The 12920-nt window shown below is 64.4% G+C and carries 14 protein-coding genes and 1 other RNA gene; 1 reads left to right on the forward strand and 14 read right to left on the reverse strand.

Features of this window, described 5'->3' with window-relative positions; all coding sequences use genetic code 11:
* Nucleotides 1-3: 3 nt before the first annotated feature.
* The 5 genes from B6V75_RS14365 to B6V75_RS14385 all read right to left on the reverse strand — a co-directional run bounded on the left by B6V75_RS14365 (nt 4) and on the right by B6V75_RS14385 (nt 4295).
* Complete coding sequence (locus B6V75_RS14365) at nt 4-804, reverse strand: cytochrome c1 (RefSeq protein ID WP_075775701.1); 801 nt, start codon at nt 802-804, stop codon at nt 4-6.
* A 20-nt stretch (nt 805-824) separates the two neighbouring features.
* The gene (petB, locus tag B6V75_RS14370; protein WP_075775700.1) at nt 825-2141 is read right to left on the reverse strand and encodes a cytochrome b; all 1317 of its coding nucleotides are present in this window, start codon (nt 2139-2141) and stop codon (nt 825-827) included.
* A gap of 12 nt (nt 2142-2153) precedes the next feature.
* On the reverse strand, nt 2154-2714 hold the full coding sequence (gene petA / locus B6V75_RS14375; RefSeq protein ID WP_075775699.1) for a ubiquinol-cytochrome c reductase iron-sulfur subunit: 561 nt from the start codon (nt 2712-2714) through the stop codon (nt 2154-2156).
* 370 nt (nt 2715-3084) lie between these two features.
* The gene (locus B6V75_RS14380; protein ID WP_088720151.1) at nt 3085-3798 is read right to left on the reverse strand and encodes a response regulator transcription factor; all 714 of its coding nucleotides are present in this window, start codon (nt 3796-3798) and stop codon (nt 3085-3087) included.
* The gene (locus B6V75_RS14385; RefSeq protein ID WP_075775697.1) at nt 3798-4295 is read right to left on the reverse strand and encodes a MarR family transcriptional regulator; all 498 of its coding nucleotides are present in this window, start codon (nt 4293-4295) and stop codon (nt 3798-3800) included. Before B6V75_RS14385 ends, B6V75_RS14380 begins: the two co-directional genes overlap by 1 nt.
* A 152-nt stretch (nt 4296-4447) precedes the next feature.
* Here B6V75_RS14385 and B6V75_RS14390 point away from each other — a divergent pair, with 152 nt between their 5' ends.
* On the forward strand, nt 4448-5317 hold the full coding sequence (locus tag B6V75_RS14390; protein WP_075775696.1) for a branched-chain amino acid aminotransferase: 870 nt from the start codon (nt 4448-4450) through the stop codon (nt 5315-5317).
* An 87-nt stretch (nt 5318-5404) separates the two neighbouring features.
* On the opposite strand, the gene B6V75_RS14395 is transcribed toward B6V75_RS14390, so the two are convergent.
* The 9 genes from B6V75_RS14395 to ffs form a co-directional block, all read right to left on the reverse strand.
* Nucleotides 5405-5590 carry a hypothetical protein gene (locus B6V75_RS14395; protein ID WP_075775695.1) on the reverse strand — a complete coding sequence of 62 codons (186 nt, stop codon included), beginning with the start codon at nt 5588-5590 and terminating at the stop codon, nt 5405-5407.
* Between the two features lie 102 nt (nt 5591-5692).
* Nucleotides 5693-6634 (reverse strand): DMT family transporter, encoded by a 942-nt coding sequence (locus tag B6V75_RS14400; protein ID WP_088720303.1) that lies wholly within the window; start codon nt 6632-6634, stop codon nt 5693-5695.
* 46 nt (nt 6635-6680) lie between these two features.
* Nucleotides 6681-7721: a tRNA epoxyqueuosine(34) reductase QueG gene (queG, locus tag B6V75_RS14405; RefSeq protein ID WP_088720152.1), complete on the reverse strand. Its 1041-nt coding sequence runs from the start codon at nt 7719-7721 to the stop codon at nt 6681-6683.
* Between the two features lie 81 nt (nt 7722-7802).
* The gene (locus tag B6V75_RS14410) at nt 7803-8468 is read right to left on the reverse strand and encodes a glutathione S-transferase family protein (protein ID WP_075775693.1); all 666 of its coding nucleotides are present in this window, start codon (nt 8466-8468) and stop codon (nt 7803-7805) included.
* Between the two features lie 225 nt (nt 8469-8693).
* A complete protein-coding gene (gene recR, locus B6V75_RS14415) occupies nt 8694-9293 on the reverse strand; it encodes a recombination mediator RecR (protein ID WP_088720153.1) in 600 nt (199 codons plus the stop codon).
* 4 nt (nt 9294-9297) lie between these two features.
* A complete protein-coding gene (locus tag B6V75_RS14420; RefSeq protein WP_088720154.1) occupies nt 9298-9642 on the reverse strand; it encodes a YbaB/EbfC family nucleoid-associated protein in 345 nt (114 codons plus the stop codon).
* 128 nt (nt 9643-9770) lie between these two features.
* A complete protein-coding gene (locus B6V75_RS14425) occupies nt 9771-11501 on the reverse strand; it encodes a DNA polymerase III subunit gamma/tau (protein WP_088720155.1) in 1731 nt (576 codons plus the stop codon).
* A 63-nt stretch (nt 11502-11564) separates the two neighbouring features.
* A complete protein-coding gene (locus tag B6V75_RS14430; RefSeq protein WP_088720156.1) occupies nt 11565-12476 on the reverse strand; it encodes an MBL fold metallo-hydrolase in 912 nt (303 codons plus the stop codon).
* Between the two features lie 105 nt (nt 12477-12581).
* Nucleotides 12582-12678, reverse strand: an RNA gene (gene ffs / locus B6V75_RS14435) — signal recognition particle sRNA small type.
* Nucleotides 12679-12920 lie beyond the last annotated feature (242 nt).

Here is a 12920-nt window from a genome sequence, read left to right on the forward strand (position 1 = left end):
GGCTTACAGATCGAACTGCTTACCCTTGTGGGGCGCCCAGAGCTTCTTGTTGGTCAGGTAGAGCAGCGTGCTCAGCACGATCAGCATCATCACCGCCACGAAGCCCCAGCGCTTGCGCGATTCCAGCTTCGGTTCGGCCGTCCACATCAGGAATGCGGAGACGTCCCGGGCCATCTGGTCGACGGTTGCGGGCGTGCCGTCCTCATACTCGATGAGGTCTTCCGAGAGCGGAGGGGGCATCGCGATCCAGCCACCCGGGAAGGCGTGGTTCTCGTAGAAGATCGAGCCCGCTTCTTCCTTTTCCTCGCCGGTGAAGCCGGTGAGCACCGCGTGGATGTATTCGGGGCCACCGATGCCGCGGAAGAACTGGTTGATGCCGAGGCCGTAGGGGCCGTGGAAGCCCGCGCGCGCTTTCGCCATCAGCGACAGGTCCGGACCCATGCCCATGCCGGAGATGAACGGGAAGTGGTCCGTCTCCTTGCCGGGGCGCTCTTCGCCGGTTTCCTTGTCCATCACGGTGAACTCGGCCGCGTAGGCACGCACCCAAGCCGGGTCCATCATCGGGCCGCCCTGATCCGCAAGCGTGCGGAACGCGACGTAGCGCAGCCCGTGGCAGGCCGAGCAGACCTCCCGGTAGACCTGGAAGCCGCGACGCAGCTGCTGCTGGTCGAAGGTCCCGAAGGGGCCCTCGAAGGAGAAGCTGATATCCTCGATGTGGCCGCCTTCGGCCGCCACCGCCGGGTTCACCAGGGTGCTCGCCCCGATCACCAGCGCCGAGAGGGCAGAGATCAGAAGATGTTTCATTTTGTGTCCCTCTTCCTTACTCATTCAGCCGGTTTGATATTGTAGTGGTGGTTGAAGTCTTCCTCGATCGTCGCCGGCATCGCTTGCGGCTTCTCGATCAGGCCCAGGAGCGGCAGGATCACGAGGAAATAGACGAACCAGTAGGTCGCGCCGATCAGCGAGATGTAGGGATAAATCCCGTCGGTCGGCATCGCGCCCACCCACATCAGCACCATGAAGTCGATCGCCAGAAGCCAGAACCACCATTTGAACATCGGGCGGTACGAGCCCGAACGCACCTTCGAGGTGTCGAGCCACGGGGCCAGCGCCATCACGAGGATCGCGCCGAACATCGCGAGCACGCCGAAGAACTTGGCGTCGACGATACCGAAGGTGATCCAGTTGACGAACATCACGGCCCAGACGTCCGAGGTGAAGGCGCGCAGGATCGCGTAGAACGGCAGGAAGTACCATTCGGGCACGATGTGTGCGGGCGTCGCCAGCGGGTTCGCCTCGATGTAGTTGTCGGGGTGGCCGAGGTAGTTCGGCATGAAGCCCACGACAGCCGAGAAGACCAGCAGGATCACGGCGAGCGCGAACAGGTCCTTGATCACGAAATAGGGCCAGAAGGGCAGGGTGTCCTTCTCCGCTTCCGCTTTCGAGCCGGTGCGGACCGGAACGCCCGTCGGGTTGTTGTTGCCCGTGGTGTGGAAGGCCCAGATATGCACGATCACCAGGGCTGCGATCACGAAGGGCAGCAGGTAGTGCAGCGAGAAGAAGCGGTTCAGCGTCGCGTTGTCCACCGCCGGGCCGCCGAGCAGCCAGGCCTGGATCGACTCGCCGATGCCCGGGATCGCGCCGAACAGGCCGGTGATCACCGTCGCGCCCCAGAAGGACATCTGGCCCCAGGGCAGAACGTAACCCATGAACGCCGTGCCCATCATGCACAGATAGATGATCATGCCGATGATCCAGGTGATCTCGCGGGGCGCCTTGTAGGAGCCGTAATAAAGGCCGCGGAAAATGTGGATATAGACGGCGAGGAAGAACAGCGAGGCGCCGTTCGCGTGGATGTAGCGCAGCATGTAGCCGCCATTCACGTCGCGCATGATGTGCTCGACCGAGGCGAAGGCCAGGTCGACATGCGGGGTGTAATGCATCACCAGAACGATGCCGGTGACGATCTGCAGCACGAGGCAGAACGCCAGCACGATGCCCCAGATCCACCACCAGTTCAGGTTCTTGGGGGTGGGGATCATGATCGTGTCGTAGATCAGCCCGATGATGGGAAGACGCTTGTGCGTCCACTTTTCGAAGCCCGTCTTGGGCTCGTAATGGTCGTGGGGAATGCCCGACATCTAACTGCCTCCTCAGCCCAGTTTGATCGTGGTGTCATCGGTGAACTGGGCCACCGGGATGTTCAGGTTGCGCGGGGCAGGACCTTTGCGGATCCGGCCGGCGGAGTCGTAATGCGACCCGTGGCAGGGGCAGAACCAGCCGTGGTAATCGCCCGACTCGTTGCCGATCGGCACGCAGCCCAGGTGGGTGCACACGCCGATCATCACCAGCCATTCGCCTGCCTCGTCGAGGGTGCGGTTCTGGTCGGTCGCCTCGGCGCCCGGCTTGTTCGCGTTCTCGGCCGAGGTGTCGACCAGTTCGGACAGCGGAACCTCACGGGCGTATTGAATTTCCTCTTCGGTGCGGCGGCGGATGAAGACCGGCTTGCCGCGCCATTTCACCGTGAGCTGCGTGCCGAGCTCGACGCCGGAAACGTCGACGAAGATCGACGAGAGCGCCTTGACGTCGGCCGATGCATTCATCTGGTTCACCAGCGGCCAGACGGCCGCGCCGGTCACCACCGCGCCGGTGCCGGCGGTGGCGTAGTAGAGGAAATCCCTCCGGGTGCCTGCGTTATTATCTGCGTGGGACACGTTGTCTCTCCTTCCCGGGCCCGCGAGGGGGCCGATAGTGACGTGCCGGGGCACGTCGCGCGGTGCCGCCAAACATGGCCGCTCTCATACCAATCACGAATTTGTCAGTCCAGAACACAATCAACTGAATTTGTGCTGAGGGGCAGTTAAATGTCGCTCTTGCAACAGATCACCCCGGGTCAATGGCCGTGCGTGCCGGGGAAGGGGCCGCCCGGCAAGTTCAATGCACAAATGCCGCTCCCGATTGAGGAAAAGCGATTCGTGGCGTTTTGAACATGGAAAAGTTTCACATGCTTTAGCGTGAACTGACCAGAACCGCCGCCTGCCATGCCACTGCGAGGCGCAATCAAGATGTAGTGTCCGCCTCCGCTCAGTCGGGCGCGAGCATGTAGCCCAGACCGCGCACCGTCTGCAGGTAGCGGGGTTCGCGCGGGTCGCGCTCTATCTTGCGGCGCAGGCGTGTGATCTGCACGTCGACCGCCCGGTCGCCGCCGCCTTCTTCGCCATTGCCCCGCTCGCGGCCCAGTTCCTCGATCAATTCCGTGCGGCTGACCACGTCGCCCGCGTGAGTCGCGAAGATGCGCATCAACTGCACCTCTGTCGCGGTCAGCTTCACCGGCGTGTCGCCATCCCACAGCTCGCCCCGGTCCTGATCGTATTTCAGCGGCCCCAGCGAGAGGTATTTCGGGCCGCTCTCGGTTTCCTGCGGAACCCGGCGCAGGATCGCGTTGATCCGCAGCAGCAGTTCCTTCGGCTCGAACGGCTTTGCGAGATAGTCGTCGGCGCCGGCTTCGAGCCCCTCGATCCGCTCGCGCGTCTCGCCCCGTGCGGTCAGCAGCAGGATCGGCGTGCTTACCGATCTGCCGCGCAGGTCACGGGTCAGGCTGAGCCCGTCTTCGCCCGGCATCATCACGTCCATCACGATCAGATTGAACTCCAGCCCCGCCAGCAACGAGCGCGCATGGCCCGCGTCGCGCGCCGCGGTGACGAGAAAGCCGTGTCGCTGCAAAAAGCTTTTCAGCAGCGTCCGGATGCGTTCGTCATCGTCGACGATAAGCAGATGAGGTTCGGCCGAGTAGGGCATCAGTCGTCTTTCATCATTTGATAGAGCTTGTGCAGATCGGGGCCCATCATCGCCTCGAGCACCTGCCGGAAACCCGCCACCGCCTGCGGCCCCGCGGCGCGATAGGCAGAGCGCATTCGCCCCCGCTGCGCCTCGGACAGTGCGCGTTCCAGCGTCTCGCCCTCGGCCGTCAGATGCAATCGCCGCTCGCGCTTGTCGCGGGTGCCGACGCGGCTTTCCACCAGCCCGTCCTCGATCAGCGTGCGCAGCACCCGGTTGAGTGATTGCTTGGTTACGCCCAGAACTGCGAGCAGCGTCGTCACCGTCAGCCCCGGCTGGCGGTTGATGAAATGCAGCGCGCGGTGATGCGCGCGTCCGTAGCCGTATTCTTCGAGCAGTCGGTCAGGGTCGGCGGTAAAGGCGCGATAGGCGAAGAACATCGCTTCGATGCCCTTGCGCAATTGCTCGTCCGTCAGGAAAAGAAGTGTCTCGCCCCCGGGGCTGCCGCTATCTGCCATATCGTCCCTCTCTTTTGCGTGACTTTATGTCAGCCTTGTTGACTTTCCAAGACTCAACTGTTACCGCAAAGCAGTTTTCGCGCAAGAAAATGTCCACTTCGGACGTAGATTGCGCAATAATCGTAAATTGGCGTGGCTGCAAGGAGAGTAAGATGTCGGGCTCGTATGAGGATCGTGACGGCAAGATCTGGATGGATGGACAGCTTGTGGATTGGCGCGACGCCAATGTCCACATCCTGACCCACGCGCTGCATTACGCGTCCTCCGTCTTTGAAGGCGAACGTTGCTACAACGGCAAGATTTTCAAAGGCGAAGAGCATTCCGCCCGCCTGAGGAAGTCGGCGCAGCTGCTCGATATGGAAATCCCCTATTCGGTCGAAGAGATCGAGAAGGCGAAATACGACATGCTGAAGGCCAATGGCTGGACCGACGCCTATGTGCGCGCGGTCGCATGGCGTGGCGCGGGCGAGGATATGGGCGTCTCGGCGCGCAAGAACCCCGTGCGTCTGGCGATCGCCGGCTGGGAATGGGGCAACTATTACGGCGACGCGAAGATGAAGGGCGCCAAGCTCGACATCGCGAAATGGCGTCGCCCCGACCCGCGCACGATCCCGGCCGAGGCCAAGGCCGCCGGTCTCTACATGATCTGCACCATGTCGAAACACGCCGCCGAAGATCGCGGCTTCTCGGATGCGCTGTTCATGGATTGGCGTGGCTACGTCGCCGAGGCGACCGGCGCGAACATCTTCTTCGTGAAGGACGGCGAGGTGCACACGCCCAAGGCTGACGTCTTCCTCAACGGGATCACGCGGCGTACGGTGATCGGGCTGCTGGAAGAGAAGGGTATCAAGGTGCACGAGCGCCTGATCGAGCCGACTGAACTGGCCGAGTTCGAGCAGTGCTGGCTCACCGGAACCGCCGCCGAGGTGACCCCGGTCAGCCAGATCCGCGAGTTCAACTTCGAGGTCGGCGCGCTGACCCGCGACATCGCAGAAACCTACGAAAAGCTCGTGCGCACCTGATCCACGTAACGCTTTGAGAAAACAGAAGGGCGTGCTTGACGGCACGCCCTTTGGCGTTTTCGATGCTCTCGAGCGCTGACAGGACGGTCAGGTGACTTCGTTCCGTTCGATGCGCAGGAACTGTTTCATGCGCGCGCCGTTATCCGGCCGCCCACGCTTGCTGAGCTCCTTGATTGCCGGGTGGATACCTTCGCGCCGCTGCAGTTCGAGAAACCGCTTCACGCGCGGCCCTTCGGCCTTGAGTTCGGCGCGGTCGATGATGTGACGGGACATGTCTTCCTCCTCTCGTCATCGCCTCTGATCCTTTAAGTATAACACGGTTCGACCGAGTCGTGTTTCAATGACAGGAGATTTTTTTCGCGGGCGGATCGGCGCTCAGCCCTGCGGCGTCGCGGCCTTGCGCGCGCGCTTGCGCTCCAGCCCAAGCCAGTGCTCGCGCAGAATGATCGCGATACCAGCGACGATGATCAGCGCAGCCCCCGCCAAGGTGGCATGGCTCGGCACTTCCGAGAAGACCGTATAGCCGATCACCAGCGCCAGCAGCATCGAGGCATAATCGAAAGGTGCCACCAGCGAGGCATCGGCGAAGCGATAGGCCGAGGTCAGCATGATCTGCCCGGTGCCGCCGATCAGCCCCGCGAGGATCAGGAGTGTCGCTTCCCACGCTGTCGGCATCACCCAGCCGAAGGGCAGCGAGGCCAGTGAGAGCACCGAGGCGGTGCAGGAGAACCAGAACACGATCGCCGAGGTGCGCTCGGAGCCGACCATGCGGCGGATCTGGATCTGCGCCAGCGCCGCGCATGTGGCCCCCGCAAGCGCCAGCCCCGCGCCAAGCGCTTCCGCCCCGCCTTCGGGTCCGCTGCCGCCCAGCCGGGGCCACAGCACGATCAGAACACCGACCATCCCCAGCCCGACCGCCGAGAAGCGGAAGATTCGCACCGTCTCGCCCAGCAAGAGCGCCGCGAAGACGACCGTCAGCAGCGGTGCCGCATAGCCCAGAGCGGTCGCCTCGGGCAGCGGCAGGAAGGCGAGCGCTGCGAAACTCAGCGCCATCGCGGTGGTTCCCACCACCCCGCGCATGACGTGGTTGATCGGTTTCTCCACCCGCAATCCGCCCTGCAACTCACCGTGCCACAGCAGCCAGAGCAGGATCGGCACAATGCCGAAGAAAGAGCGGAAGAACACTGCCTCGCCCGGTGGCACCCGGTCGGAGACCGATTTGATCAGTGCCTGCATGATGACGAAACCCGTAACCGTGCCGAGCTTCAGCGCGATTCCAAGGAGCGGGCGAGGGGTCTGGGTGGTGACGGGCATCATGACCGCGATGAGATAGGCCGCGACGGGACCGGGGCAATCGGTTTCGTCATGCGACGCGCTCGAGCCGATCAAGAGCCCATCGCGCGGCCTCGGCCACCACCGGATCGGGATCGCTCAGGTGCGGGCGCGCGGCCTCGGCCAGCGCCGGATCGCCGGAATTTCCGATCGCGTAAAGCACGTTGCGCAGGAAACGGTCGCGCCCGATCCGCTTGATCGGCGAGCCCGAGAACCGCGCCCGGAACCCGGCATCGTCGAGTGCGGCAAGTTCTGCCAGGGGCGGCGCGCCGACGCCGCCGTGATAGCGCGCCTCCCGCGCCTCTGCGGCGAACTTGTTCCATGGGCAGACGGCCAGACAATCGTCGCAGCCATAGATGCGATTGCCCATCTTGGCGCGCAGCTCTTCGTCGATCGGGCCCTTATGCTCGATTGTCAGATAGGAGATGCAGCGCCGTGCGTCGAGCTGGTAGGGCGCGGGAAAAGCCTCGGTCGGGCAGATGTCGAGACAGGCCGTGCAGGACCCGCAATGGCTGATCTCCGGCGCGTCGGGCGGCAGCTCCACCGTGGTGAAGATCGCGCCGAGGAAGAACCAGCTGCCCAGATCGCGCGCGAGAAGATTGGTGTGCTTGCCCTGCCAGCCGAGACCCGACGCCTCGCCCAAGGGCTTTTCCATCACCGGGGCGGTGTCGACGAAGACCTTGATCTCCGCGCCCTCTGGTGCCTGATCGAGCAACCAGCGCCCGACGCGCTTGAGCCGCTTCTTCACCAGATCATGGTAATCCTTGCCCTGCGCATAGGCAGAGATCACCCCGCGATCGCGCGCCTCCAGCAGGTCCAGCGGGTCGTAATCGGGCGTGTAGGTCTCGGCCAGCATCACGACCGAGCGCGCCTCGGACCACAGCGCCGCCGGATCGCCGCGCCAGCCCATCCGCTCTTCCATCCAGCCCATCTGGCCATGCATGCCCGCACCCACGAAGGCGGCGAGCCGCTCGGCCGCCTGCGGGATCGCGTCCGGCGTGGTGATGCGCGCCTTCGAGAAACCCTCGGCAAGGGCCGTCTCGATCAACCGCGCTTTCAACTCCGCATTCATGGCTTCGCCTTGGTGCAAATATCCCGGGGGGCCGCGCCGCAGGCCGGCGGGGGCAGAGCCCCCTCGGCGCGCGCGAAGTCCTCAGAAATCCAACTCCGCATATTGCGGAGCGGGCGGCATGCCGGGCAGCTGATCGGCGAGAAGCGAGCGGAAGGCCGGGCGCGACTTGATCTTCGCATACCAGTCCTTCACGGCCTCTTGTCGGTTCCAGTCCACGTCGGAGATATAATCGAGGCAGCTCAGATGCGCGGCCGCAGAGAAATCCGCAAGCGTCATCACGTCGCCAGCAAGCCAGCGCCGCTGCTCCAGCAGCCAGCCCATGTAATCGAGGTGATACTTGATCGCGGACAAGCCCGCCTTGACCGTCTTGCTATCCGGATATCCTTCCTTGCGGACCTTCTTCCAGACCCGCTCGCCCATGATCCGCTGCGTGACTTCGGTGTTGAACTTGTCGTCGAACCACGAGCACAGGCGGCGCACCTCGTAGCGTGCGGCGGGATCGCGCGGCATCAGTGGCGCGTCAGCATGCGTCTCGTCGATATATTCGCAGATCGCCTGACTCTCGGCCATCATCATGCCGTCCATCTTCAGCACCGGCACCTTGCCCGCCGGGTTGCGACGGAGGAAATCGGCCTGCTGCTCCCAGTATCGTTCCTCGACCAGTTCCACCTCCAGCTTCTTCTCGGCGAGCGTGAGGCGGACCTTGCGGCAGAACGGGGAGAGGGCGACATGGTAGAGGCGGATCATCGGGGCGACGCTCGCAATTCTCGTTGGGGATTTGGGGAAGTGATAACGGCGGGCGCGGGCGGGTTCAATGGCGACGAGCCCGCCGATGGGCGCTCCCTTGCCGGGAGGGCGCGCGGGCCGCATGGGGCGGATGCCTCCGGCGGGGATATTTTTCCCAAGCCGAAAGGAGCGCTCAGCGCTGGGGTATCGGTTTGGACTTCGGTTTCGGGGCGGGTAGGGAGGCCGTCAGAAACTTTTACGCGCGCGCAGCGCCGCCTGGATCGTGCCGTCGTCGAGATAGTCCAGCTCGCCCCCGATCGGCACGCCCTGGGCGAGGCTGGTCACTGCGATGCCGCGCCCTTCGAGCGCCTCGGCGATGTAATGGGCGGTCGTCTGACCCTCGACGGTGGCGTTGAGGGCGAGGATCACCTCGGTGATGCCTTCCTCTGTGGCGCGTTCGAGCAGGTCGGGGATGCGAAGGTCTTCCGGGCCGATCGCATCGAGCGCGGAGAGCGTGCCGCCAAGGACGTGATAGCGGCCCTTGAAGGCGTGGCCGCGCTCCATCGCCCAGAGATCGGCCACATCCTCGATCACGCAGATCTCGCCGGTGGCGCGTTTCGGGTCTTCGCAGATGTCGCAGATCGGCGCGGTGGAGATATTGCCGCAGCGCTGGCATTCGCGCGCGCTGCGGGCGACCCCGGCCATCGCCTCGGCCAAGGGGCCCATCAGCTGCGCGCGTTTCGAGATCAGATGCAGCACCGCACGCCGGGCGGAGCGGGGGCCAAGCCCCGGCAGCCGCGCCATAAGGGCGATCAGCGCCTCTATATCGTCGCGCGCGCCGCTCATAGGATCAGACCGGCAGGTCCATGTTCTCGGGCAGGCCCAATTCGCGCAGAAGGCGTTTCTGCTCTTCCTGCTCGCGGAACTTTGCCTTTTCCTGCGTGTCCTTGATCGCAGCGAGGATCAGGTCTTCGACGATTTCCTTCTCGGACGCCTGCAGGATCGAGGGATCGATGGAGAGCCCGGTCAATTCGCCCTTCGCGGTGGCGCGGGCCTGTACGAGACCGGCCCCGGCCTCGCCGGTGACGACGATGGATTTGAGCTCTTCCTGGAGCTGACCCATCTTCTCCTGCATTTCCTTGGCGGCCTTCATCATCTTGGCCATGTCGCCCATGGCGCCCAATCCCTTGAACATCGCTTTCTCCGTCACGTTTGGCTTGAGTGAGAGATACGCATCGCTGCGCGGAGGAACAAGGGACAAGCTGGGAAAACGGCGCGGCAGGGACGGCGCGTGCGATCGCGCGGGACCGCCCCCGGCGCGGCTCAGCCTTCCTCGAAGGGATCCCATTCGTCTTCGACCTCGGCCAGGGCCTCGGCCTCGATCGCGGTGGTGTCTTCCTCGGGCAGGATTTCGATCTTCGCGCCGGGGAAGCGGGCGAAAATCTCTGCGACCAGCGGGTTCTTCATCGCCTCGGCCTCGGCCTTCGCGAGCTCTTCCGCCTTCACCTCGGCTATGGTCGGCGCGCCGCCTTCGGAGACGACCGAGACGCCCCAGCGCGCGCCGGTCCAGCCCTGCAGCCTTGCCGAAAGCGTCGCGGCGAGGTCGCGCGAGGCCTGTGGGGTCGGTTCGAACTCGATCCGGCCGGGGCGGTAATTCACGAGGCGCAGGTTGCTCTCGACCTCCAGCAGCAGGGTCATGTCGCGCATCCGGGCGATCAGGTCGACCACGTCGTCGAAACTGGCGAAACGGGCAAGCGCGTCGGCCATCGGATCGTGCTGTTGGGCGGGGGCGGCGGCGGCAACAGCGCCGCCACCGGCACGCCGGGCGCGCAGCGTCGCGCCATGCACCGGCCCGGTCGAAGGCGCGGGGCCCCGGCCTGCCGCTTGGGTCTGGGTGTTGCTTTGCTGGATCTTCTTGATCAGCGTTTCCGGGTCGGGCAGGTCAGCCACATGGGTCATGCGGATCACGGCCATTTCGGTGGCCATCATCGCATTGGGCGCGCCTGCGACTTCTTCGAGCGCCTTGAGCAGCATCTGCCAGAGCCGCGACAGCACACGCATCGGAAGCGCGGCCGCCATCTCCTGACCGCGATTGCGTTCCTCGGGCGGAACGGTCGGGTCTTCGGCGGCTTCGGGCGTGACCTTGATGACGGAGACCCAATGGGTGATCTCGGCCAGATCGCGCATGATCGCCATCGGATCGGCGCCGTCGGCATATTGCGCGGCAAGCTCGGTCAGCGCCTCGGCGGCCTGACCGTGCAGGATCATGTCGAAGAGATCGAGGACGCGGGCACGGTCGGCCAGACCCAGCATCGCGCGGACCTGTTCCGCCGTAGTCTCACCTGCGCCATGCGCGATCGCCTGATCGAGCAGCGAGGTCGCATCCCGCGCGGAGCCTTCGGCGGCGCGGGTGATCAGCGCGAGCGCGTCATCGGCGATCTCGGCACCTTCCGCATCGGCGATCCGGCGCAGCAGCGCGATCATCTCCTCGGGCTCGATCCGGCGCAGGTCGAAGCGCTGGCAGCGCGAGAGTACGGTGACAGGCACCTTGCGGATCTCGGTGGTGGCAAAGATGAACTTCACATGGGCGGGCGGTTCCTCGAGCGTCTTCAGGAGCGCGTTGAACGCGCTCGTCGACAGCATGTGAACCTCATCGATGATATAGACTTTGTAGCGCGCCGAGGCCGCCCGGTAATGCACGCTCTCGATGATCTCGCGGATGTCGCCCACACCGGTGCGCGAGGCGGCGTCCATCTCCATCACGTCGACATGGCGGCCCTCCATGATCGCGCGGCAATGTTCGCACACGCCGCAGGGATCGGTCGTGGGGGTGCCGTTGCCGTCGGGGCCGATGCAGTTCAGCCCTTTGGCGATGATCCGCGCCGTGGTGGTTTTCCCGGTGCCGCGAATCCCGGTCATGATGAAGGCCTGCGCGATCCGGTCGGCCGCGAAGGCGTTCTTGAGCGTGCGCACCATCGGTGCCTGTCCGATCAGATCGGCAAAGGTCTCGGGGCGGTACTTGCGGGCGAGAACCTGATATTGGGTGTCGGTCATCGAAGCTCCGGTATCATAAGCAGCCGCCAGACTAGGCCCCCCGGGCGTCGACGTCCACCCGGCTCATTCCCACTCCATCTGGCTGAATACCGCCTGCGCGTTGCGTTTGGCGAGCGTGTCGAAGTCCTCGAGATATTCGAATTGCGACTGGTCCACGTCGACCGAGCCGATGATGTCGCCGCCGTCATCGATATAATCGGCCATCCGGCTGCGCAGATTGGTCAGGTAATCATAGGTGTCGCGAGTCGCCGTCGCGAGATCGGTGGCGGGGCCGTGGCCGGGAACGACATGGGTGGGCTCATAGGCGGCCATCGCCTCGAAGGCTTCGACCCAGCCTTTCGAGGACGACATGTCGAGCACGCCGAGGATGCGGCCCACGAAGACGATATCGCCGGTGAACATCACTTTTTCCGCAGGCAGCCAGACGAAGCTGTCGCCGGGGGTGTGGGCCGGGCCGGGATGGGTAATCTCGATCTCGCGCCCGCCGAGGGTGAGCGTGTAGCGTTCGTCGAAGGTGGTGTCCGCGTAGACCGGCTCCGTGCCGGCGAGCGCGTCCTTGCCGACCAGCGCGTCGAGCATCGTCAGTTCCAGCGAGGCGCGGGCCTTCTGGTCGGCGAGCGCATCCGCCGAGGTGATGATCTCGGCGCCATGCTCTTTCCAGTAACCATTGCCGAGCCAGCGGTGATCCTGCCCACCGGTGTCGATCACGAATTTCACCGGCTGATCGGTCAGCGTGCCGATCACCTCGTCGAGCGCCGCCGCCCCCTTGTAGGTGCCGCCCGCATCCACCAGCACCGCGCCCTCATCCGTGACGATCAGCCCGAAGGTCGCGTTATTGCCGAGGTTCTCGGCATCGCGCTGCCCGAAGGGGCCCTCGATCGCATAGGTGTCCGGTGCGACTTCGACGGCGGTAAGCCTGCCCGCAAAGAGCGGCACAGGCAGAATGGCCAGAGCGGCCAGAGCAAAACGAAACATGGTGAAACCTCCCCTTTGACGGGAAGCTTAACGCAGCGACATCAGCCCACAATCGGGCATGGTGACGCGCCGACAAGTTTGGTGCGTTTCGTGGAGGAGGAGGGGGGTGAGAGGCTGGACAGCGACCCAAGCGGGGCTCGTTGCGGCTGCTTCCTTCCGGACCTGACCGGGTTGGCGAGGCGCTCGCCCGCGCCAACCTCTCGATGGACGATATAGGAAACCCGGATCAGATTCGCAAGCGTTGTGCGGCAAGACTTCGCGGGGAGAGGGGGCCTAGTTTGACCGTTGTTTGGCAGACCTCTTTCCAAGCGCGCCCGTTGCAGCGGATCGGTGTGACGGCTTGGGCACCTCCGTCGTTGCCCGCGACTTGGTACCGTAGCGCGTCATAGGCGCCATCCGCAGTAACGGTGGCGATCATTTTTGTCCCCAAGAAATTGCTCCAGC

This window comes from Thioclava sp. F1Mire-8 (assembly GCF_002213165.1).
Taxonomy (GTDB): Bacteria; Pseudomonadota; Alphaproteobacteria; order Rhodobacterales; family Rhodobacteraceae; genus Thioclava; species Thioclava nitratireducens.

Coding starts and splice junctions, on each gene's coding strand:
- queG (WP_088720152.1), bottom strand. CDS start 7,721: ATGAATGCGGAGTTGAAAGCGCGGTTGATCGAGACGGCCCTTGCCGAG.
- B6V75_RS14395 (WP_075775695.1), bottom strand. CDS start 5,590: ATGTCCCGTCACATCATCGACCGCGCCGAACTCAAGGCCGAAGGGCCG.
- recR (WP_088720153.1), bottom strand. CDS start 9,293: ATGAGCGGCGCGCGCGACGATATAGAGGCGCTGATCGCCCTTATGGCG.
- B6V75_RS14410 (WP_075775693.1), bottom strand. CDS start 8,468: ATGATCCGCCTCTACCATGTCGCCCTCTCCCCGTTCTGCCGCAAGGTC.
- B6V75_RS14430 (WP_088720156.1), bottom strand. CDS start 12,476: ATGTTTCGTTTTGCTCTGGCCGCTCTGGCCATTCTGCCTGTGCCGCTC.
- petB (WP_075775700.1), bottom strand. CDS start 2,141: ATGTCGGGCATTCCCCACGACCATTACGAGCCCAAGACGGGCTTCGAA.
- B6V75_RS14365 (WP_075775701.1), bottom strand. CDS start 804: ATGAAACATCTTCTGATCTCTGCCCTCTCGGCGCTGGTGATCGGGGCG.
- B6V75_RS14420 (WP_088720154.1), bottom strand. CDS start 9,642: ATGTTCAAGGGATTGGGCGCCATGGGCGACATGGCCAAGATGATGAAG.
- B6V75_RS14425 (WP_088720155.1), bottom strand. CDS start 11,501: ATGACCGACACCCAATATCAGGTTCTCGCCCGCAAGTACCGCCCCGAG.
- B6V75_RS14400 (WP_088720303.1), bottom strand. CDS start 6,634: ATGATGCCCGTCACCACCCAGACCCCTCGCCCGCTCCTTGGAATCGCG.
- B6V75_RS14385 (WP_075775697.1), bottom strand. CDS start 4,295: ATGGCAGATAGCGGCAGCCCCGGGGGCGAGACACTTCTTTTCCTGACG.
- B6V75_RS14390 (WP_075775696.1), top strand. CDS start 4,448: ATGTCGGGCTCGTATGAGGATCGTGACGGCAAGATCTGGATGGATGGA.
- B6V75_RS14380 (WP_088720151.1), bottom strand. CDS start 3,798: ATGCCCTACTCGGCCGAACCTCATCTGCTTATCGTCGACGATGACGAA.